General features: G+C 71.8%; 17 protein-coding genes. 5 read left to right on the top strand and 12 right to left on the bottom strand.

Features of this window, described 5'->3' with window-relative positions:
• The first annotated feature begins 403 nt into the window (after nucleotides 1–403).
• Nucleotides 404–1462: a PP2C family protein-serine/threonine phosphatase gene (locus tag ACOZ38_RS00760; protein ID WP_424527943.1), complete on the top strand. Its 1059-nt coding sequence runs from the start codon at nucleotides 404–406 to the stop codon at nucleotides 1460–1462.
• Between the two features lie 70 nt (nucleotides 1463–1532).
• On the opposite strand, the gene ACOZ38_RS00755 is transcribed toward ACOZ38_RS00760, so the two are convergent.
• The 5 genes from ACOZ38_RS00755 to ACOZ38_RS00735 form a co-directional block, all read right to left on the bottom strand.
• On the bottom strand, nucleotides 1533–2729 hold the full coding sequence (locus ACOZ38_RS00755; protein WP_424527941.1) for a site-2 protease family protein: 1197 nt from the start codon (nucleotides 2727–2729) through the stop codon (nucleotides 1533–1535).
• Nucleotides 2726–3625: a universal stress protein gene (locus ACOZ38_RS00750; protein WP_424527939.1), complete on the bottom strand. Its 900-nt coding sequence runs from the start codon at nucleotides 3623–3625 to the stop codon at nucleotides 2726–2728. The genes ACOZ38_RS00755 and ACOZ38_RS00750 overlap by 4 nt, the downstream gene beginning before the upstream one ends.
• 13 nt (nucleotides 3626–3638) lie before the next feature.
• On the bottom strand, nucleotides 3639–4244 hold the full coding sequence (locus ACOZ38_RS00745) for an Rv1733c family protein (RefSeq protein WP_405143024.1): 606 nt from the start codon (nucleotides 4242–4244) through the stop codon (nucleotides 3639–3641).
• Between the two features lie 330 nt (nucleotides 4245–4574).
• Entirely contained in the window at nucleotides 4575–6104 is a 1530-nt protein-coding gene (locus ACOZ38_RS00740; RefSeq protein ID WP_424527936.1) for a phenylacetate--CoA ligase family protein, read from the bottom strand.
• A gap of 68 nt (nucleotides 6105–6172) precedes the next feature.
• Nucleotides 6173–6556: a hypothetical protein gene (locus ACOZ38_RS00735; RefSeq protein ID WP_424527934.1), complete on the bottom strand. Its 384-nt coding sequence runs from the start codon at nucleotides 6554–6556 to the stop codon at nucleotides 6173–6175.
• A 350-nt stretch (nucleotides 6557–6906) separates the two neighbouring features.
• Here ACOZ38_RS00735 and ACOZ38_RS00730 point away from each other — a divergent pair, with 350 nt between their 5' ends.
• On the top strand, nucleotides 6907–7791 hold the full coding sequence (locus tag ACOZ38_RS00730; RefSeq protein ID WP_424527932.1) for a hypothetical protein: 885 nt from the start codon (nucleotides 6907–6909) through the stop codon (nucleotides 7789–7791).
• Nucleotides 7792–8057: 266 nt separating this feature from the next.
• On the opposite strand, the gene ACOZ38_RS00725 is transcribed toward ACOZ38_RS00730, so the two are convergent.
• From ACOZ38_RS00725 to ACOZ38_RS00715, 3 genes are all read right to left on the bottom strand, one after another.
• The gene (locus tag ACOZ38_RS00725) at nucleotides 8058–9305 is read right to left on the bottom strand and encodes an APC family permease (protein WP_424527930.1); all 1248 of its coding nucleotides are present in this window, start codon (nucleotides 9303–9305) and stop codon (nucleotides 8058–8060) included.
• The gene (locus ACOZ38_RS00720) at nucleotides 9302–9937 is read right to left on the bottom strand and encodes a DedA family protein (RefSeq protein WP_424527928.1); all 636 of its coding nucleotides are present in this window, start codon (nucleotides 9935–9937) and stop codon (nucleotides 9302–9304) included. Before ACOZ38_RS00720 ends, ACOZ38_RS00725 begins: the two co-directional genes overlap by 4 nt.
• A 203-nt stretch (nucleotides 9938–10140) precedes the next feature.
• On the bottom strand, nucleotides 10141–12021 hold the full coding sequence (locus ACOZ38_RS00715) for a cytochrome c oxidase assembly protein (protein WP_424527926.1): 1881 nt from the start codon (nucleotides 12019–12021) through the stop codon (nucleotides 10141–10143).
• Between the two features lie 322 nt (nucleotides 12022–12343).
• On the opposite strand from ACOZ38_RS00715, the gene ACOZ38_RS00710 reads away from it, so the two are divergent.
• On the top strand, nucleotides 12344–12538 hold the full coding sequence (locus tag ACOZ38_RS00710) for a CsbD family protein (protein ID WP_405143015.1): 195 nt from the start codon (nucleotides 12344–12346) through the stop codon (nucleotides 12536–12538).
• A gap of 154 nt (nucleotides 12539–12692) precedes the next feature.
• On the opposite strand, the gene ACOZ38_RS00705 is transcribed toward ACOZ38_RS00710, so the two are convergent.
• From ACOZ38_RS00705 to ACOZ38_RS00695, 3 genes are all read right to left on the bottom strand, one after another.
• Nucleotides 12693–13322 carry a hypothetical protein gene (locus ACOZ38_RS00705; RefSeq protein WP_405143013.1) on the bottom strand — a complete coding sequence of 210 codons (630 nt, stop codon included), beginning with the start codon at nucleotides 13320–13322 and terminating at the stop codon, nucleotides 12693–12695.
• Nucleotides 13323–13876: 554 nt separating this feature from the next.
• Nucleotides 13877–14329, bottom strand: a complete 453-nt coding sequence (locus ACOZ38_RS00700; protein WP_405143011.1) for a VOC family protein — start codon at nucleotides 14327–14329, stop codon at nucleotides 13877–13879.
• Between the two features lie 313 nt (nucleotides 14330–14642).
• Nucleotides 14643–15830 carry a PucR family transcriptional regulator gene (locus ACOZ38_RS00695; protein ID WP_424527922.1) on the bottom strand — a complete coding sequence of 396 codons (1188 nt, stop codon included), beginning with the start codon at nucleotides 15828–15830 and terminating at the stop codon, nucleotides 14643–14645.
• Between the two features lie 171 nt (nucleotides 15831–16001).
• Between ACOZ38_RS00695 and ACOZ38_RS00690 the strand changes: the two genes are divergently transcribed.
• A complete protein-coding gene (locus ACOZ38_RS00690; protein ID WP_405143009.1) occupies nucleotides 16002–16394 on the top strand; it encodes a TIGR03618 family F420-dependent PPOX class oxidoreductase in 393 nt (130 codons plus the stop codon).
• 70 nt (nucleotides 16395–16464) lie between these two features.
• Here ACOZ38_RS00690 and ACOZ38_RS00685 read toward each other — a convergent pair whose 3' ends face one another.
• Complete coding sequence (locus ACOZ38_RS00685) at nucleotides 16465–18723, bottom strand: heavy metal translocating P-type ATPase (RefSeq protein ID WP_424527920.1); 2259 nt, start codon at nucleotides 18721–18723, stop codon at nucleotides 16465–16467.
• 270 nt (nucleotides 18724–18993) lie between these two features.
• Between ACOZ38_RS00685 and ACOZ38_RS00680 the strand changes: the two genes are divergently transcribed.
• Nucleotides 18994–20328 carry a hemolysin family protein gene (locus ACOZ38_RS00680; RefSeq protein WP_405143005.1) on the top strand — a complete coding sequence of 445 codons (1335 nt, stop codon included), beginning with the start codon at nucleotides 18994–18996 and terminating at the stop codon, nucleotides 20326–20328.
• Nucleotides 20329–20351 lie beyond the last annotated feature (23 nt).

Genomic DNA, 20351 nt, shown 5'->3' with positions numbered 1-20351 from the left:
CGGGCAGGCTCGGTCCGGCTTTCAGGCGCTGAGAGCGTCCAGTTCGTTCGTGCTGTGAGGTCGTCGAGGTGCTTACTCGCGTAGGTGGGGACTGGTCGAAATTATTCCCTTTCGCGGTCGTCGGTGGTCTTTGTGATGAACGGGTCGCGCATGCGTGCCGTCCTCGGCGAGATCCCCCGAGTCGACGACACGTTCCGACCGCCGATGCCCGTGGTCGTCCTGCTCATAGCTGTGACCGGCGCGTAAGGTCGCGGCGCTGTTCGTGGATTCTCCGCCTTGTTACAGTGGCCGCCGAGCACCGGGAAGTCTGGTCGGCATACCACCGAAATGGACCCATTCCGCGGAGGCATCCTGTGGCGAGCGAGCCAGGTGGCGCACCCACCGTCACGGCTGCGGAGTGCCTATGACCCCGTTCAGTCGCAGAACGCAGTGGCTCATCGCGTCGCTGCCCGTCGCTTCGCTGGGCGTCGTGACCGCCGTGGACGTCGTGACCGGCCCCGACCTTGGCTACCTCCCCCTGCTGGCCGTCGGCCCGGCGTTCGCCAGCCTGGTGGGCGGCGTGCGCCGCACTGTGCTGATCGGCGTCATCGCGCTGGTCCTGTCATTGCTGCTGGCCGTGTACAACGACGTCCTCGGCGACCGGCAGAGCAACATGAGCCTGGTCTCGATCACCGGGGTCACGGCGGCGAGCATCCTCGCCACCGCCGGGCGGCAGCGGCGCGAGCGTGAGCTGGCCAGCGTGCGGTCCGTGGCCGAGGTGGCGCAGCGGGTGCTGCTCCGGCCGGCCCCCCGGCGGGCCGGCCATCTCCGGGCGGCCGTCTCGTACACCTCGGCGAACGCCGAGGCGCGCATCGGCGGCGACCTTTACGAGGTCGTCACGGGTCCGAGCGGGGTCCGCGCGATCGTCGGCGACGTCCAGGGCAAGGGGCTGGAGGCGGTCGAGACGGCGGCGCTGGTCCTCGGCGCGTTCCGCGAGGCGGCCCACGACGAGCCCGACCTGCGCGCCGTCAGCGGGCGGCTGGAGAAGGCCCTCAACCGGCGGCTGTCCGGCGAGGAGTTCGTCACGGCGATCCTGGTCGACGCCGACCCCGGCGGCAAGCTCACCTTGCTCAATTACGGCCATCCGCCGCCGCTGATCCTGCACGCCGACGGCAAGATCACGATGGCGGAGCCCGCGGACACCGCGCCGCCGCTCGGCCTCGCCGTCCTCCAGGTGGAGGGCCCCAACCCGCACCAGGTCGCGTTCGGCCCCGGCGACCAGATCCTGCTGTACACCGACGGGGTGATCGAGGCGCGTGACCGCGCGGGCCGTTTCTACCCGCTCACCGACCGCGCCTTCCTGCTGAAGGACGACGATCCCGAGGCGGCCCTCGAAGCGCTCCGGCTCGACCTGGTCGCCCATGTCGACGCGCCGCTGCACGACGACGCGGCGATGCTGCTGCTCCGGTGCCGTGAGGACTGACGCCTGGGGCCTTCCCCAGCGCCGGCCGGAGAGGCCACGAGTTCTTACGTCCCGCGCGAGGCCGTGACGGTCAGGCGCCCGGGTCATGCAGGGGCTGGCCCGGATGGTCCTGCTCGGTGTCGCCGGGCTGTCCGGCGTTCTGGCGGGAGGAGGTCGTGCGCAGCACCGCCTGCTGGAGGGCCCGGGTCAGGTCGGCCGTGGTGACCATGCCCACGACGTGCCCGGCCTCGGCGACCACGGCCATCAGCTCGCCGGTGCCCGCCGACGGCTCCAGGATGCGGGCGGCGTCGTCATCGGGAGAGAGCAGGTGGTCGGGCGGCAGCGGTCGCGCCACCGTCGCGATGCGCCTGTCCTGGCGCTGCTCGGGAGGGATCGCCGTGAGCGCCTCCAGGGAGAGGGTGCCCGCCGAGTGCCCGCCGAAGTCCACGACGGGGAAGACGGTCTGGTGCGAGCGCAGCGCCACGACCGTGATGAAGTCGTCGATGTCCTGCCAGGCCGGGGCCACGTCCGGCGACGTCGTCATCACGTCGCGCACCCGCCAGCCCTTGAGTCCCTCGTGGGCGGCCCTGACCAGGCCCTCGCTCCGGGCGGCGCTGGCCAGGAACCAGCCGATCAGCATCATCCACAGCCCGCCGGTCCAGCCGAGCAGGATGAGCTCCATGCCGCCCAGCGCGATCAGCGACATGCCGAGCACCTGCCCGGCCTTGGCCGCGGAACGGTCGGCGCGCACCCGGTCGCCGTGCATGCGCCACAGGGCCGCGTGCAGCACCCGTCCCCCGTCCAGAGGGGATCCGGGAAGCATGTTGAAGACGGCCAGCACGCCGTTCATCAGGGCGAGCCACCGTACGGCCGCGACGATCAGGGCGGGACCGTTGAGGAGCACGACCGCCAGGTAGAAGACGCCCGACAGGGCGAGGCTCACCAGCGGGCCCACGACCGACACCTGGAACTCGTCCTTCGGCGACTTGGTCTCCCCCGCGAACTCCGTCACCCCGCCGAGCAGCCACAGCGTTATCGACTTGACCGGCACCCCCCTGCGGCGGGCGACGATCGCGTGGGCGAGCTCGTGTGCCAGGAGCGAGCCGAGGAACAGGATCGACGCCGCGGCGGCGACCATCCAGTACCGGGCGGGAGGCTGGCCCGCGACCGCCTGCGGGAGCACCGTGGTCGCCAGCACTCCCCCGATCAGGACGACGATCATCACCGTGGACCAGTGGGCTCCCACGGGGATGCCCGCCACGTGGCCGAGACGCACGCTCTGCTTCACGCGCCATCGCTCCCCTCACCGTAGGGTGCCGAAGGGGAGTGGCCTGCTCGCACGACGGCGACCGGGCAGTACGCGTGGTGGAGCACGCCGTGACTGACCGAGCCGAGGACGGCGGAGCCGATGGCGCCCCTTCCTCTGGAACCGACCACCACCAGGTCGGCCTGCGACGACGCCTCGGACAGTGCCTCGACCGGGTGGGTGCGTACCATCGCGTCTCGCACCTCCACCTGCGGATACTTCTCATGCCACGGGGCGAGCTGCTCCTTCGCCGCGCGCTTGCCCATGTCGTAGACCCTTTCGAGGTCAGGGGTGTAGCTGGCGAACATCGGGAGGTAGACGGACATCTGCCACGCGTAGACGGCGCGCAGCCGGGCTCCCCGCAGGTGGGCCTCCTCGAAGGCGTACTCCAGCGCGGCCTCGGACTCCGGCGACCCGTCGTGGCCCACGGCGACCTCCCCGTGGACGGTGTCCTGCGGGTGGCCGGCCACGACGACCGGGCATTCGGCGTGCCCCGCGACGCCCATCGACACCGAGCCGAGCACCAGCCCCATGAATCCGCCCAGGCCCCTGGTGCCGACCACCAGCTCGACGGCGTCTCGGGCCTCGTTCAGCAGCTCGGCGCGCACCCTGCCCGTGAGCGACGCCGTCTCGACCGCCAGCCCCGGGACCCGCTCGCGGGCCGCCTTGGCGGCTTCGGCGAGCACGCCCCTCGACTGGTCCGACAGGGACTCCTGGAACCCGGGCGGCGTGCCCAGTGACTGGTCGAACATCCAGGGCTCGGTGACGTGCACGACGCGCAGGCCCCGGTCGCGCCGTACGGCGTCGTCGGCGGCCCACCGTACGGCGGCCAGCGCGGCCGGCGAGCCGTCCACACCTACGAGGACGTGTCCGTTCATGGCCTTCTCCTCGTCACGGCTGCCTCGGGCGCCGCCAACGGTCGTGGGCGGAGATCCATGCCCTGTCCCAGTCCACGTAGCGGCGGCGGTCCAGCAGCCACCGGACCATCGCGAGGTTCAGGAACAGCAGGCCCGCGACCCCGGTCTCGACGCCGAACCCCGCCACCACCGTGTCGGCCACGGTCTGCGAGTGCGTACGCGGCGGTGCCGTCGGACGGCCTGAGGAGTCGATCCACATCTCCAGCGAGGACCCCGCCTTGGCGTGCGCGGGCACGGTCACCACGGCGGTGCGCAGCCGGCCGTCGGGCATGTACCACCGCGCCTTGGCCTTGATGCCGAGGACGGCCCCCTGCGAGGACACCGCGCTCGTGCTGGCCGCGTCCTCCAGCAGGACGGCCGTGACCGCGCTGCGCTGGCCGGGCTCGACGTGCTCGGCCACGACCCCCCGGTGGTAGACGGCGCGGGCGGCCAGGACGGCGGGCCACACCCCGGCCAGCAGGGCCAGCAAGGTGAGGAGCACGACCACGGTCTCGATCCGGTCAGAGCGCCGACGCAGGGGGTTGCGGTCGAACCGGTACCGGCGAACACACCTTGTCGTCCACCTGGCCAAGGATCGCATGGTGAACCTCCCTGTCAGGGAATCTCCATCCAGAGTCGGGTACGGCCGATCCCGCCCGACAGGGTCTTACGACGCCTCCCCGCGGGACGTTCGGCCCTGCCCGCCACCTGCGCCTTCACACGCAACGTGACCACACATGACTAACGTACGACGATGTCGGTCTCGACGGTATACCGGCCCGTCGACGCCACCGTCCGCACGCCTTCTGGGAGTGCCGCTTGTAAACCCCGAGTCAAGGTTCGGCGCCGTCGCACGGGCGGGCGTCAAGCACGCGGAAACCGCAAAGCATTCTTTGCGCGCCCAGCAGGCCGCGTGGAGTGATCGGCAGGGCTATTCGGGGCGGGTGTAACGGTGCTTGACCCCGGGCGGGAAGAACTCCGGGTCCCCCGCCCGCCGTAGCTCGACGGCCGGCGTCTGGTAGGCGTCCGGCACGTAGTGGGCGAACTCGCTGTTCAGGCGCAGAAGCTCGGTCCTGATCGAACCGGCCAGCAGGGATGCGAGGGCCGGGTCGGGCGGCACACCGGGAGCCAGCTCCACGACGACGGAGAGGTGCCGGTCGCGGTCCTCGTCCTCCTCGACCCGGAGGACGAACTTCCCCGTCACCTGGTCGCTGATACCGGGACGTTCAAGGCCGACGGTGACGTTCTCGGGGTAGATGTTGGCCCCGAAGAACGAGACGGTGAAGAGGGACCGCCCGAAGACGTACACGAAGGGCAGCACGGGCGCCCCACGAGGCGCGGCCGTTCCCGGCTCGTCGTCGCGGGGCTCGGCGAGCGGGTCGAAGTCGTACTTGCGGCAGAACGCCAGCATCCGGTCGTACGACACGATGCCGCCCTCGTCGGCGATGTGGTACCTGACCAGCGGCACGCCGTTGTCCCCGGTGAACAGCAGCGTGCCCTCGTGGGTCTCGAAGTACCGGGTCACGGGGTCGTACTGCACCAGGGTGGGAAGCCGCGAGTCGCCGAACAGCTCCCGCGCCGCGTCGGGGTTCCCGGCCAGGAAGCGGCGGACGCGGATGCTGAGCGGCGTCTCGTTGCCCAGCACCCCCGCGTCGGCGGTGCCGTAGAGCGAGGCGGAGTCGTGGCACGGCTCGGTCATCCCGGCCCTCCGCCCCACCAGATCACGCCACTGCTCGCTGAACACCTCGCCCGCGAGCACGAGCCGGATGCCGTACCGTGCCCAGTCGACGCCGCGGCCGAGCCCGGCGTCGATGACGTTCTTCACGAACGGCGGGTATCCCAGCAGCACCACCTGGTCGAAGTGCGGCCCGAGCTCGCCCACCACCCGCAGGATCTCGTCGACGTCGTTGCCCGGCGTCGCGACGGTGATCGGGTACCCCTTGGCGGCCAGGTGGCGGCAGCACGCGGCCGTGTACATGCCGCCCACCCAGCTCCCCAGCGCGAAGCAGATCACCGCCAGGGTCCGCCGCTCGTCGGCGCGGAAGCTCCCGTGGAAGACCTGCTCGAAGCGGGCCGCGACCAGCCGCTCGTCCAGCACGGACCGCGGCCACACGGTCGGCGTGCCGGACGATCCCGACGACACGGCCACCATGTCGCACGCGTCCAGCCGGCCGCCCCTGCACAGCTCAGGCAGGGCGTACCGCCGCTGGTAGGCCTCCTTGACCAGCAACGGCACCCGCTCGAAGTCAGCGGTCGTACGGACCGTCGCGGGGTCGAGGCCGTGCTCGGCGAGGAAGCTCCTGTACGCGGGCACCGTCGAGGCCACGTCGTGGAACAGGGCCAGCGCCGCCTCCGCGCCCTGGTCCTCCGGCGCGGTGGACGCGGGTTCGGCCTGGTAGAACTCCCACAGCCCGGCGAGCACGCGCCCTGGCCTTTCCTCGTCGATCACCATGGCCTCCATCGCGAGCCGATCTCATCAGGCTTCGGCACGGGACTGATCGCCCGGGCCTCGCCGGCGTGCCGTCCGCGTCAGGATCCGTCGCGGGCCGACGGGGCTGCCAGGGCCGCCAGGCCGTCGAGCACGGCCGCCTGAGCGGGCGGGACCTCGACATCCAGCACCAGTCCTTCGCCGTCGCGGGTGAAGGTGAAGCCGAAGAACGAGCAGCACGTGGACTCCCTGGCCGCCAGGTCTCTGGCGATGCGCTCCACCTCGGCCGCGCCGTCGAGGTGAAGGCGCAGGCACGTCGGGGACGGCCGGTCGACCCGGCGTAGCGCGGAGGCGAACAGCCCGTCGAACTCGGCGATCCGGAGCGGCTGCTCGGCGGTCGGCAGCGTGCACGCGCTGGGCACGACGAACAGGTCGGGACGTGAGGATGCCGTCGGTGCCACGGGACGGGCTGGCGGGCTTTCCATCGGTCCTCCAAAGGCCGGCGCTCTCTCAGTGACCAAGAACGTGCCGTTCGAGTATTCCTCTACCCCGGTGCGGGATCGGACCGGACGGGAGCGCCCGGAAATCTTCCGGCAAGCGGCTCAATAGGCACCGCATAATGATCGTTGCGGCTTCGCGCCCCGGCATGGTCTGGGGCGGATGTGACTCATGGGAAGATTACCAATCTTCGGGAAAACTGTGAAGTTTCCGGACAAGCCGCTGTCGGAACTGCTAAGAAGTTGCGCGGCCAGGATTTTGAGCAGAGAGGTTCGGCATGGACCGCGATGGCACCCCGAGATCCTTCGAAGAGGATCCTCTGAAGCAGACCGGTCCTTTGGGCATCGAGTTGAACCGCGAACCGGAGCGCGCGGACGGCGACGTCCTGTCCGACGGATGGACGCCCGGGCACGAACCCTCTCCCCCCAAGAGCGACGACTCCCCGGAGTTCGAGCGGCCGGACCACACGCAGGCCCAGGACCACACGCAGGCCCAGGACCACACGCAGGCCCAGGACCACACGCAGATCCAGGACTACGAGCGGCCCGAGGGGTACGACGGATCCGACGACTACGAGCGGCCCGAGGGCTACGCCCGGCCGGACGACGACGGCTGGGACCGCGACGGGGAGCACGACCCGGACAGGGATGAGCGCCGGGGCTTCCTCGGCTCCGGGTGGACCGGCGAGGAAGAGGAGGAGGAGAAGGGCAGCCAGAACAAGCGGCTCATCCTCGCCATGGTCGCGATCGTCGTGCTCGCGGTCGCGGGCGGCTGGATCGTGTCGTCCTCGGTGAGCTCGAAGCCCGAGGCGGCGTGCTCGACCGCCGCCGACTGCGCTCCGGCCGGGCAGCAGGGCCCCGAGCTGACCGACGAGCCGGTGGCCGACCCCAGCGCCGATCCGTCGACCGACCCGGCCCTCACCCCCGAGGAGACGGAGACGCCCAGCGAGACGCCCACCCCGACGCCGACGATCTCCCAGTCACGGGTCACCCAGGAGCCCACGACCCGGCCCTCCCCGACGCGCACCCGGGTCCACTCGCCGCAGCCGACGCCGAGGTCCAGCACCCGTACGCAGCAGCCGGAGGACCCGCGTATCGAGGACGACGAGCCGACCACCGCGCCGACTCCGTCGCCGACGCCCCCGCCGACCACGGAGGCGCCCCCGCCCGCCCCGAGCCCGACGCCGACCAAGAACGGCGGCCTCCTCGACTGGCTCTTCTAAGCAAACCCCCGCCCCGAGCAACCCCGCGATCCGCGCGAAGCCCCGGTCCGCACAAACCCCTGGCCCGGCCGAAGCCCCGGTCCGGCCGAAGCCCCGGTCCGGCCGAAGCCCCGGTCCGGCCGAAGCCCCGGTCCGGCCGAAGCCCCGGTCCGCACAAACCCCTGGCCCGGCCGAACCCCCGGGTCCGAGTGAACCCCCGGCGGCTCCACATCGAGCCGTCGGCACGGATCGGCCCCTGTCGGTGAGGGACGGAGACCGCCGGCAGGTCAGCGACGCCGAGCCGCCCTGCGTAAGACCCAGGCGAGCGCACCGGCGGCCAGCACGGCGCTGCCCGCGACCGTCGAGGACAGCGGAAGGCTGAAGGCCAGCAGCAGGCAACCCGCCAGCCCCGCGAGAGGGACGGCGCGGAGCGGGCGGCCCTCCTCGGCGGACAGGGTCAGGGCCGAGGCGTTGGCGATCGCGTAGTAGACCAGCACGCCGAACGACGAGAAGCCGATCGCGCCCCGTACGTCGGCCGTGGCGGCGACCAGGGCGACCACCGCGCCGACGGCCGGCTCGGCGCGGTGGGGAACGCGGAAGCGCGGATGCACGGCGTCCAGCACGCGCGGGAGGTGCCCGTCCCTGGCCATCGCCAGCACCGTGCGGGAGACGCCGAGGACCAGCGCCAGCAGCGACCCGAGGGCGGCCGTGGCGGCTCCGGCCCGCACGAGCGACGCCAGGGGCGCCGCGCCCGCGGCACGCACGGCGTCCGCGATCGGCGCGGCGGAGTGGGCGAGCCGGTCAGGGCCCAGCACGGCCAGCACGGCGACGGCCACGGCGGCGTACACCACCAGCGTGATGCCGAGGGCGAGGGGGATGGCCCTAGGGATGGTGCGCGCGGGGTGCCGCACCTCCTCGCCCAGCGTGGCGATGCGGGCGTACCCCGCGAAGGCGAAGAACAGCAGCCCGGCCGCCTGTAAGACCCCGCCCACCGTGATCGCGCCGGACGGCACCACACGCGAGAGGTCGGCCCGGCCGCTCGCCAGGCAGGCCACGACCGCTACCGCCAGCACCACGAGGACGACGGCGACGATCGCCCGGGTCAGCCAGGCGGCCTTGTGCACTCCCACGTAGTTCACCGCCGTGAGCGCCGCCACGGCCGCCACCGCCACCAGGTGCTCGCGCCCCGGCCAGACGTACGCCCCGACGGTCAGCGCCATGGCGGCGCAGCTCGCGGTCTTGCCGACCACGAAACCCCAGCCGGCGAGGTATCCCCAGAAGTCGCCCAGCCGCTCCCGGCCGTACACGTAGGTGCCGCCGGAGGCGGGGTAGCGGGCGGCGAGCCGCGCGGAGGAGGTGGCGTTGCAGTAGGCGACCAGTGCCGCCACCGCCAGGCCGGGTAACAGCCCCGAACCGGCCGCCGCGGCCGCCGGGCCGAACGCGACGAACACCCCGGCGCCGATCATCGAGCCCAGGCCGATCACCACGGCGTCGCCGGTGCCGAGGCGCCGCGCGAGCTCGTGCGGACCGGTCATCGCACCGGCCGGTCGCGACGGCGGCGACGGATCACGTGGCGGGCGATGACGAGGACGACGAGGGCGAGCGCGGCGAAGAACAGGTAGGTCTGGTAGCGGACCAGCTCTTCGTAGATCTTGTTGATGTTGGTGCCCGCGAGGTAACCCGCGGTCGTCCAGGTGCCGACCCACAGGAGCGCGCCGAGGATGTTGAAGGTGAGGAAGCGGCGCCACTCGACGCCCGCGGTGCCGGCGACGAGGCCGTTGACCTGACGCAGGCCGTCGATGAAGCGGGCCACGGTGATGATCGGGGCGCCGTGGCGGTGGAAGAACGCCTCGGCCGCCTCGAACCGCTTCTCGGGAAGGAAGATGTAGCGGCCGTAGCGGTGGACCAGCGCGCGGCCGCCGCTGCGCCCGATGAGGTAGCCGATGTTGTCGCCGATGACGGCGGCGGCCAGGGCGATCGTGGCGACGGCCACGACGTTGAGCTGCCCCGCCCCGGCGTACACGGAAGCGGCGATCAGGATGGTCTCCCCTGGGACGGGGACCCCGAAGTCCTCAAGGAAGACCAGCGCGCCGACGACCAGGTAACCGTACTGGTCGAGCAGCGGGGCCAGGTGGGCCAGAGGACCCGGCAACGGTGGCGGCGCCATGTGATCACTCTACGTGCCGACATGGTCGCTCAGTCGGCGCCTGTGGACAGCCACGCCCACAGTGCGGCAGCCTGCACGGTTTGTCAGGTTCGCGCGGCGGCGCCTGTGGATACTCACGGCCGCGCGGCAGTGCCGGTGGATACTCACGGCTGCGCGGCGGCGCCGGTGGATACTCACGGCCGGGCGGCAGTGCCGGTGGACACTCACGGCCGCGCGGCGGATTCCTGCGCCGAGATGTCCTGGGCCGACACCCGGCGCCGGGCGCCGCGCCGCCAGACCACCATGACCACCAGCAGCGCCACGATGGTGAGGGCCGACAGGCCGACCCCGAGCGCGGCGCCGGCCCGCTGGTCGGCGGCGCGCTCGGGAGCCCACGGGATGGCCAGGATGTCGTACCAGCCCTGCCCCTGGATCGGCCCCGCCAGGAACACCAGGGCCATCCACGCCTGCAGGGCGAGCGCGCCCATGAGCATGCGGGTGCGCACCACCGGGCTGATCGCCCTGGGCAGCGGATCGAGGCCCAGCGCGACGACGAAGAACCACATGCCCGTCACCACCACGACGATCTCGGCGACCAGGCGCACCGCGAGGCTCGACTGGGCGGGCTCGAACAGGCCGGTGACGTAGAGGAGCAGGTACGGCACGGCGTAGGCGGCGAGCGCGACCAGCGGCTGGGTCAGCCGGACCGCCACGGGGCCGTCGCCCGCCTGCCTGAGGAGCGGCACGGCCTCCTGGAAGGGCGTCAGAGGAGCACCGAGGGCCAGCAGGGCCGGGCCCACGGTGCCCAGGAGCGCGTACTGCAGCGCGTGCATGGAGAAGATCGCGGGTCCGTACGCGGACACGCCTCCGGCGGCGGCGTACAGCAGGACGAGGAGGCCCGCCATCGCGGCGACCGTGCGGCCGGGCGGCCAGGCCTCGCCGCGCCGGGTGAGCCGCCGCACGCCGACGAGGTAGGCGACCGCGAGGCCCACCACGGCGAGGATCAGCAGGGGATCGGGCCGCGTCTCTGTGAGGAGCCGCCAGGGGCTGAACCGCGGCAGGGAGTAGCCGAGCAGCTCGTGCTGGTTGTGGGCCCCGCTCTCGCGCGGCGGCGGGGTGCGCGACAGGGCCACCGCCAGCGCGACCGTGCAGGCCATCACCCCGACCTCACCGGCGGCGAGCCGCAGGAAGGGCCGCGAACCCGCCCGGGTGCCCTCGGCGGCGGGGGCCTCCAGCGCCGCGATCGTGGTGCGGCGGTGCCGCAGGCCGAACCATCCCAGCGCCACGAGCGCGACGAGCTTGCCCAGCACCAGCAGCCCGTAGCGCGACTGCCAGAGCTGAGCCGGCGAGCCGAGCCGGATCCAGGCGTTGACCAGCCCAGAGGCGCCGACGGCGACGAAACAGCAGAGCGCCAGGGCGCTGAACCTCCGTACGGCCGCGACGAGCGTGTCCGACCGGCGCAGGTGGATGACGATCCCGAACAGGCCTCCCACCCAGACCGTCACTCCGGCGATGTGCAGCATCAGGCTGGAAACGGCGATGTTGTGATCCGCGGCCGAGGCGGAGTGGCCGACGTACGCGGGCGGCAGGACCGCGAAGATGGCGATGGCGAGCAGCACGCCCCGGCCCCAGAAGCCGACCGGCAGCGTCGTGGCGCCGGCGATCACCAGGGCGAGCAGCGTCACGAGCATGAACGCCTGACCCTGGGGGACCTCCGTGCTGAAGGTGAACAGGAAGCCCGACTGCAGCGCCTCTCCGACGGGGAGCCCCAGAAGGTCCGAGAGGGTGAGGATCTGCGTGACCGCCGCGCTGGCCGCCCACGCGAGCGCCCAGTTCCCGGCCGCGTGGGTGATCTCCCGCCGGGAGGCCGCGTCACCCGCCAGCGCGACGGCCGAGAGCAGGGTTCCCACCGTCGCGACCGCGCAGACGTCGTGGACGACCCTGACGACGGGAAGGCCCAAGGTCGTGAGCACGCCCGGAGAGGGCAGGCCCGGGATCTCCTCCCTCGGCCAGCCTCCGCCGAACCACATCGCCAGAACGAGCACGGCGAACGCCGCGACGCCGACGAGCAGGAACACGGCCGAGCGCCGCCGGGGAGAGGTCATTCGCCTGCTTCCTCGTCTCAGGACCGCACTGTGCGCGGTTGATCGCCTGTGATCGAGTATCTCCGCATTCTCCGGCCGGGGCGAGAGCCTTTCGCAAGGGGAATCATCTTTCCCACGCGAATCCCCCTGACCCTCCTGAAACAGGTCACGACCGTGGCGTAGGCGATCGCCGCCCCGCGAGCACCCAACCCCGTCCCCACCTGGCCTTTTGTTTCGACCATGGCAGATCTTGATGCACCGGTGAGGCCCGGATCGCGTTTACCGCCCTCCTCACCGGAGAGGGGCAATATCGGACAGACCAACTGCCGAAGGGGGACAGATCATGGGCGCCGACGACAAGATCTCGAACAAGGCCGAGCAGCTCAAGGGCAAGGTCAAGAAGGGTGTGGGCGACGCCACCGGCGACGACGAGCTCCGCGCCGAGGGCGAGGCCGACGAGGCCAAGGGCCACGTCAAGCAGGCCGGCGAGCGCGTGAAGGACGCCGCCAAGAACGTCAAGGACGCCTTCAAGAGCTGACGCCCGCCGAGCGCCCGCGCCGCTCCAGGTTCCACCCGCCGGACACCGGCGAGGCTGAGCCGGCGCCGGACCGGCCAGAGGACGACCGCGACAGCGGCGGAGCCCCGGATGCCACGGGGCCTCCGCCGCTGTCGCGCCGCGACCCGGCCCGCGTTTACAGGGATCGGCGGAGCTTCGCCACCATGTCTTCCTTGTAGCGGTTCGCCTCGGCCAGCGTGGCCCCCTCGCGCAGCGCCGTGACGACGTCCTCCTCGGCGTCCGCGTACATGTAGGAGTCGGCGAAGACGTCCGTGGAAGGAAGTGCGACCACCCCTGCGCCGTCCATGACGATGGAGGTGCTCTCGTCCACCATCACACCGGCGATCTCCACCGGGCGTCCGACCGACGCCACGTGCACCTCGGGTCCCGGCCCTGCGGTGGCCTCGTACAGCGCCCACACGGGCAGGCCGAGGTCGCGGAACGCGTTGACGTCGCGAACCCCGCCCTCCACCAGCAGGCCGGCCGCTCCGCGGGCGAGGGCCGCGCGGGTGAGGATCTCGCCCCACACCGCTCCCGCCGCCGCCCGGGCGCCCGCGACGACGACCACCCGGCCCTCCAGATCCTCGTCCATGACGCAGTGCAGGGCCGCGAGACCGTCGTCTCCCGGCCCGGGCGCGAGCCGTACGGTGCGGGCCCTGCCGAGCAGGCCCAGCGATCGGTGGATGGGGCGCAGCGGCGGGCTGAGCCAGCCGGTTTGCCCGCGCAGTTGCAGGACGTCCGCGATCGCGGTGGTAGGCGGAACCACGGTATCGATCACCTCTTATGGAGAAATTTCCGGATCTTGCCGACTGGGGTACAGGGGAGGCCGGCCCCCGGTGACGAGTCACAGGCGCGGAGCGATCGGCCCATCGTCCGGCCCCCGGACCAGTGAATCGTCCGGCCCCCTGACCGGTGACTCATCCGGGCCCCGGACCGGTGACGGGGCTCGGATCTGTGAACACGGACGGCGAATCCCCGCACGGGCTCCCCGCGGGTGGATCTCCGGCGCGAAGGTGTGGAACCCCGTGGACGGAACGCGAACCCGCCCGCCTCCTCCGCACCCGTGTGAGCGTGCCACGCTCCCATGGTGGAGGTGTGCTGCACGGTGCTTCCTCTCCCATGCCTCGGAACGGCCGTCCCGGTGCTGCCTGTGGAACGTGACGTTCACTCTGATGCTTGACGCTGCGTGAAAGATCCGTGAAATACAAATCCGGGATGATTTGTGGGCCAGCGAAGCGGTTCACCCGAGGCGCGTGCGCCGTTCGTGGTATCCGGCGCCCGAGCCCGGCGGTCCACTCGACGGCGACCACCTATGGGAGGTCACTGACCCCAAAGGGTGCGGACCTCCTCGAACACCTTCTGGTTGTGGGAGATCTCGACGACGTTCCCGTCGGGATCCTTGAGGGCGCAGATGTAGCCGACCGGCGGCGGCAGCTCCATCGGGTCCCAGTGCAGGCAGCCCAGCTCCCGGGCACGCCGGGCGATCTCGTCCACGTCCTCGCGGTGGGGCACCTCCATGCCGAGATGGGCGAACGGCGAGAGCTGGGGCTGCGGCGTGCCTCTGTCCTTGGCGAACTCCACGAGGACGAGCACGAACGGCGTCTCCGCCTGCTTGTCGTTGGACAGCCAGGCGTTGCGCCCGTCCTTGTCCTCGTGGGTCGAGACCACCACGAGAGGGGTCATGGTCGTGTAGAACTCGATGGCCTTGTCGAGGTCGCAGCTTGGCAGCGCGATGTGCGTCCAGCGTGCCTCGGTGAGCTTCTTGCCGAGCACCAGTGCCTCCTTGAGCCGTTCAGTGCCTGGTCGCCAGGCCCGTCGGGTCTTCAGGTCCTCTTTGGTTCTTCCCCCAATCCTGGTCGGCGGGCCCCTCGTACCCGCCGGCGCGAGCGGCGTGGCCATATCCTCGCCGGTTCGGCCGCATCCTGTGCCGGGCCTTCCCTCCCAGGCGCTTGGCGTTCGAGGGCGACGTCTCGGACGCTACGTCCGGCGTCCGCGTGCCCTCCATGTGCTCACAGCCCAAAGATCGGCCGCCCCGTGCCCGATCTGGCTGGGAATGTTGCACGTGAAACCTTTCGTGCGCAATGTTTCACGTGACACCATCGTTCTCAGAGAACACCTGGAGCAACTCGCGCGCGGTGAGCGCGGTCTGCAGGTGGTGCGCCATGGTCGGGTCCAGGGGGTCGGCGCCGAGGAGCTGCCGGATCTGCCCGATCCGGTAGCCCACCGAGTTGCGGTGCAGGTGCAGCAGGTCCGCGACCGCCGCCCGGCTGCCCCTGGTAGAGAGCCACGCGTCGAGCGTCAGGACCAGCTCCGGACGGTCCAGGATCGGCCCCAACTGCTGGTCGACGAACGCCTGGAGCCGGTCGGGCGGCACGGCGAGCAGCAACTGTGCCAGCCCGAGCGACGAGTGCAGCAGCTCGGTCTCGCCGGGACGCCTTCTGAGCAGGCCGAGCACGGTCTCCGCGTCCCTGAAGGAGCGGGGCGTCTGCGCGGGACCCGACACCACAGGCCCCGTGGCCGCGAGCACGGTGCCCTCTCCCACCATGCCCTGCAGGCGGTCGCGGATCCGGCTCACTTCGCGGGGGATGTCGCCGGTGAGCACCGTCCAGCCCTCGGCGCCGTTCTGCCGGACCGGCATCTCCAGCCAGGACAGGGCCGTGGACCAGGTGTGCCGGTTGGAGCCGTCGTAGGCGAAGACGGCGGCCGCGTGAGGCTGGTCGAGGTGGACCCCGAACCTGGCCGCCGTCCGCGTCACCTCCTCGGTGCCCCGCAGCGCTCCGAAGCGCAGCTCGTCGATGAGCCTGCTCGCGGTCTCGGACTTGGCCACGGACGAGGCGTCCCGGCGTACGGCCTCGATCGCCACGGCGGTGGAGGCGGCCCGCAGGTACGGGACCAGGTGGTCGGGCAGCGGCTCGGCCAGCAGCAGCAGCCCGACGCGGCGCTGGCCCGCCCACACGGCGAGGGCGCGGGCCTCCCACCCGTCCGGGCAGACGACCCGCACCGGGTCCGGTTCCGCGAACGCGCGCCTCACCTCAGCGGGACTCATGGTGGCGTCGCCGCCGTCGGTGGCGTGGAAGACGCCGCCGTGCACCCCGACCAGCCGGGCCGCCCTGCCGGTCTCGTCCGCGATCCTGCGCAGGATCGAGCGCCAGCCGTCGCCGCCCAGGGCCAGGTCGTTCAGGGCCGAGGCGAACTCCTCGACGCTCGCCGACGTGCTCCTGTTCCGGAGGCGGCCGGAGCTGTCCTGCGCTTCGGAGCCGCCCAGACGATCCATCAGACCTCCACGATTTGGTCCTACCGAGCAAAGTAGGACACATCCCGATGTTTGCCATCGTCTTTCGGCACCCTCGCCGCGTCCGACGCCGATCTCATGCAGTGGAATGGTCCGATGTCCCGGTGTGTTCGCCAGTTTCGAGGCGAACCGCCGAAACCTGAGGAGACATAGATGAGCAAGCTGAACGACGATGCCAAGGCGCTGATCGCCCGGCCCGTGCACGCCTGGGTGACGGCGCACCGTCCCGACGGGTCGCTGCACAACACGGTGGTGTGGGTCGACGTCGACGGAGACGACGTCATCTTCAACACCGCCGTCGGGCGGGCCAAGGAGCGCTACCTGCGCGAGGACCCCCGGGTGTCGGTCAGCGTGCTCGACCCCGACAACGCCTTCCACCTGGTCAGCGTCTCGGGCAAGGCGCGGTTCGAGCTCGAGGGCGCCGACGACGTCATCGACGGGCTGGCCAAGAAGTACCTCGACGCGGACTCGTACCCCTTCAGGACGGCGGACGAGCAGCGCATCACCGTACGCGTCACCCCCGAGCAGGTGATCCACAACGCCTGACCCGTCCGGCGAGCACCCGCCCGCGCGTCCGCGACCCGGCCATCGGTACGGGCGGACGCGCGGGCGAGGCTCAGGCGAGCGGGGTGAAGCGGCGCAGCCGGAGGCTGTTGCTGACCACGAAGACCGAAGAGAACGCCATCGCGGCACCCGCGATCATCGGTGACAGCAGCCCGGACGCCGCCAGCGGGATGGCCGCCACGTTGTAGGCGAAGGCCCAGAACAGGTTGCCCTTGATCGTGCGGAGCGTGCGGCGGGAGAGCCTGATCGCGTCGGCCGCCACCCGCAGGTCCCCGCGTACCAGGGTCAGGTCGGAGGCCTCGATGGCCACGTCGGTGCCGGTGCCCATCGCCATGCCGAGGTCGGCCTGGGCGAGCGCCGCCGCGTCGTTGACGCCGTCTCCCACCATGGCGACGACCCGGCCCTCGGCCTGAAGGCGCTTGACCACGTCGACCTTCCCGGCGGGCAGCACGTCGGCGATCACGTCCTCGGCCGGCACGCCGACCGAGGCGGCGACGGTCTCCGCCACGGCCTGGTTGTCCCCGGTGAGCAGCACGGGGCGCAGCCCGAGCTCCTTCAGCCGCGAGATCGCCTCGGCGGAGGTCGGCTTGACCACGTCGGCGACGGTCAGCACGGCCCGCGCCTCCCCGTCCCAGCCGACGGCGACGGCGGTCTCGCCACGCGCCCGCGCCTCGGCGACGGCACGCTCCAGATCGGCGGGAAGGCCCTGCGACCGCTCGGCCAGCAGCTTCGGCCTGCCCACCAGGACGGCATGGCCGTCGACGACCCCCCGCACGCCGAGCCCCTCGATGTTGGCGAACCCCTCCACCGAGGCGAGGCCCGCGCCGTCCCCTTCCCGGCCGGCGAGCGCCGCCCTGGCCACGGCCTGGGCGATCGGGTGCTCGGAGGCGGCCTCCAGCGCTCCCGCGAGCCGCAGCACCTCGTCGCGGCCGACCCCAGGCGCGGTGACGACGTCCACCAGGGTCATCTGGCCGGCGGTCACGGTGCCCGTCTTGTCGAGCACGATCGTGTCCACCCGCCGGGTCGACTCCAGCACCTCGGGCCCCTTGATCAGGATGCCGAGCTGTGCCCCGCGCCCGGTGCCGACCATCAGCGCCGTGGGCGTGGCCAGGCCGAGCGCGCACGGGCAGGCGATGATCAGCACGGCCACCGCCGCCGTGAAGGCCGCCGCGGCGCCGTTGCCCGTGCCGAGCCAGAACCCGAGGGTGCCGAGCGAGAGCGCGATCACGATGGGCACGAAGAAGGCGGAGACGCGGTCGGCCAGCCGCTGGACCTCGGCCTTGCCGTTCTGCGCGTCCTCGACGAGCCTGGCCATCTGGGCGAGCCGCGTGTCGCCGCCGACGCGGGTGGCGCGTACGACCAGGCGGCCCCCCGCGTTGACGGTCGCGCCGGTCACGGTGTCGCCGGGCCGTACCTCGACGGGGACGGACTCCCCGGTGAGCATGGAGGCGTCGACCGCCGAGGCGCCCTCCTCCACGACCCCGTCTGTGGCGATCTTCTCGCCGGGCCGTACGACGAAGGTGTCGCCCACGGCCAGCAGCTCGACCAGGATGCGCCGCTCGCGGCCGTCACGCAGGACGGCGACCTCCTTGGCGCCCATCTCCAGCAGCGCCCGTAGCGCGCTCCCCGCCCTGCGCTTGGACCTGGCCTCGAAGTAGCGGCCTGCCAGGATGAAGGTGACCACCCCCGCGGCGGCCTCGAAGTAGATGTCGCCCGCGCCGTTCCCCCGGGCGAGCGTGAACTCGAACCCGTGCCGCATGCCCGGCATGCCGGCCGTGCCGAAGAAGAGCGCCCACAGCGACCAGCCGAAGGCCGCGAGCGTGCCCATCGAGACCAGCGTGTCCATGGTGGCCGTGCCGTGCCGCAGATTGGTCAGCGCCGCCCGGTGGAACGGCAGGCCACCGTACACCACGACCGGGGCCGCGAGGGTGAGCGACAGCCACTGCCAGTTGTCGAACTGCAGCGCCGGGATCATCGCCATCGCGATCACGGGAACCGACAGCAGGATCGACACGATCAGCCGCTGCCGCAGCGGGGCCAGTTCGTCGCGGTCTTCGGCCGGAGGCTCGACGCTCGGCAGCTCCGCGGAGTACCCCGCCTTCTGGACCTCGGCGACCAGATCTTCCGGCCGCACCTCGCCGTCGTAGACGACCTTGGCCTTCTCGGTGGCGTAGTTGACCGTGGCGGTCACGCCGTCGAGCTTGTTGAGCCTGCGTTCGATGCGGGAGGCGCACGAGGCACACGTCATGCCGCCGATGGCCAGCTCGATCTGGCCGCCCCCGGCGGACGGCCTCGTGGTGACGGACGTCATGGCGTCTCCTCCCGCTCGCCTCCAATAGTGCGCGACCCCGGGTCGCGGGCGCCAATCGCGGCCTGCCCTTTTATCCCGGAACCATACCCCCCTACAGTACCTGGCGCGTCAAGTGGCCCTGGACACCGGCGGGGGTTCGACGGTCGTCTCAGGGGTATCTGGAGCGGCATTCCCCCAGGAAGGGCCAGGCCGATACGGTTCCGGCGGAGAACCGAACAAGTCGCACGATCTGATCTACTGAGATAGCGGGCTTCGCGGAAGGACGACACCGTGATCGTCGATCTGGTCTTTCTGCTGGGCGCGCTGGCCCTGGTCATCGCGAACGGCGTCTTCGTCGCGGCCGAGTTCTCCCTGGTCACGGTCGAGCGAAGCGAGGTACAGCGGCTGGCCTCCGCCGGCGACCGCGGGGCCCAGGGCATCCAGGCGGCAATCCGGCGGCTGTCGTTCCAGCTCTCTGGGGCACAGCTCGGCATCACGATCACCTCGCTCCTGCTCGGCGTCATGGCCGAGCCCGCCATCGCCGGACTGCTCCGCCCTGCCGTCGAGCGGATCCCGGCCCTGCCGGACGGGGCCACAGAGAGTGTGTCCGCGATGCTGGGCCTCCTCATCGCCACGGTGAGCCAGATGGTGCTCGGCGAGCTGGTCCCCAAGAACGCCGCCCTGTCGCGCCCGATGGCCGTCGCCCGGCTCTCCACGCCCCCTCAGCGGATCTTCTCCGCGGTGTTCTCACCGCTGATCAAGGCCTCAAACGCGACCGCGAACGCCATCGTCCGGGCGCTCGGGGCCGAGCCGCAGGACGAGCTGGCCTCCGCCAGGTCCCCCGACGAGCTGAGCCTGCTGATGAGCCTGTCGGCCGAGGCCGGCACCCTTCCGACCGGCACCGCGGCCATGCTGCGCCGCGCGCTGCGGTTCGGCGACATGACCGCCGCCGAGGCGATGACCCCCCGCATGGACTGCGTCACCGTGACCGACGGGAACACCGTCGCCGAGTTCCTCACCCTGGCCAGGCGGGAGCGCCACCTGCGGCTCCCCGTCTCGGGCGGCGAGCTGGACGACATCGTGGGCGTCGCCTCCGTGGTGGACGCCTTCGCGGTGCCCGAGGCCGAGCGCGGGGAGACCCGGGTGGAGAAGATCCGGCGTCCGCCCGTCCTGGTCCCCGAGTCGCTCGACCTCGCGACCCTGCAGGAGCGCCTGTTCGCCGCCAGGGAGGAGATGGCGGTCGTCGTTGACGAGTACGGCGGCTTCGCCGGCATCATCACCGTGGAGGACCTGGCCGAGGAGCTGATCGGCGACATCGCCGACGAGTACGACCTGCCCGAGGAGGGCTCGGCCGAGCCGGAGCCGGCGCTCCTCGCCGCCGGCGCGTCCGTGGTCGTGCCCGCGCTCCTGCGCGCCCACGAGGCCGAGGAGCGCACCGGCTTCCAGATGCCCGAGGGGCCGTACGAGACCCTCGCCGGATTGCTGATCAGCCGTCTCGGCCGCATACCCGACGCCGGGGACAGCGTGGTCGTGGACGGCTGGACCCTCAGGGTCGACGCCATGCGCCGCCACCGGATCGAGCTCATCACGCTCACCGCACCGAACGGCGAGGAGCAGACGCCTTGACCTCCACCGATGATCCGTCCGCG

It is taken from the genome of Sphaerisporangium viridialbum, from assembly GCF_049674955.1.
Taxonomy (GTDB): Bacteria; Actinomycetota; Actinomycetes; order Streptosporangiales; family Streptosporangiaceae; genus Sphaerisporangium; species Sphaerisporangium viridialbum.
The sequence above is the reverse complement of the archived record's forward strand: the minus strand, read 5'-3'. Positions and strand labels throughout refer to the sequence as shown.

Excerpts from the sequence above, each read along its gene's own strand:
- ACOZ38_RS00760 (WP_424527943.1), top strand. The coding sequence starts at position 404 with ATGACCCCGTTCAGTCGCAGAACGCAGTGGCTCATCGCGTCGCTGCCC.
- ACOZ38_RS00715 (WP_424527926.1), bottom strand. The coding sequence starts at position 12,021 with ATGACCTCTCCCCGGCGGCGCTCGGCCGTGTTCCTGCTCGTCGGCGTC.
- ACOZ38_RS00690 (WP_405143009.1), top strand. The coding sequence starts at position 16,002 with ATGAGCAAGCTGAACGACGATGCCAAGGCGCTGATCGCCCGGCCCGTG.
- ACOZ38_RS00725 (WP_424527930.1), bottom strand. The coding sequence starts at position 9,305 with ATGACCGGTCCGCACGAGCTCGCGCGGCGCCTCGGCACCGGCGACGCC.
- ACOZ38_RS00745 (WP_405143024.1), bottom strand. The coding sequence starts at position 4,244 with ATGCGATCCTTGGCCAGGTGGACGACAAGGTGTGTTCGCCGGTACCGG.
- ACOZ38_RS00710 (WP_405143015.1), top strand. The coding sequence starts at position 12,344 with ATGGGCGCCGACGACAAGATCTCGAACAAGGCCGAGCAGCTCAAGGGC.
- ACOZ38_RS00720 (WP_424527928.1), bottom strand. The coding sequence starts at position 9,937 with ATGGCGCCGCCACCGTTGCCGGGTCCTCTGGCCCACCTGGCCCCGCTG.
- ACOZ38_RS00735 (WP_424527934.1), bottom strand. The coding sequence starts at position 6,556 with ATGGAAAGCCCGCCAGCCCGTCCCGTGGCACCGACGGCATCCTCACGT.
- ACOZ38_RS00695 (WP_424527922.1), bottom strand. The coding sequence starts at position 15,830 with ATGGATCGTCTGGGCGGCTCCGAAGCGCAGGACAGCTCCGGCCGCCTC.
- ACOZ38_RS00685 (WP_424527920.1), bottom strand. The coding sequence starts at position 18,723 with ATGACGTCCGTCACCACGAGGCCGTCCGCCGGGGGCGGCCAGATCGAG.
- ACOZ38_RS00750 (WP_424527939.1), bottom strand. The coding sequence starts at position 3,625 with ATGAACGGACACGTCCTCGTAGGTGTGGACGGCTCGCCGGCCGCGCTG.
- ACOZ38_RS00740 (WP_424527936.1), bottom strand. The coding sequence starts at position 6,104 with ATGGAGGCCATGGTGATCGACGAGGAAAGGCCAGGGCGCGTGCTCGCC.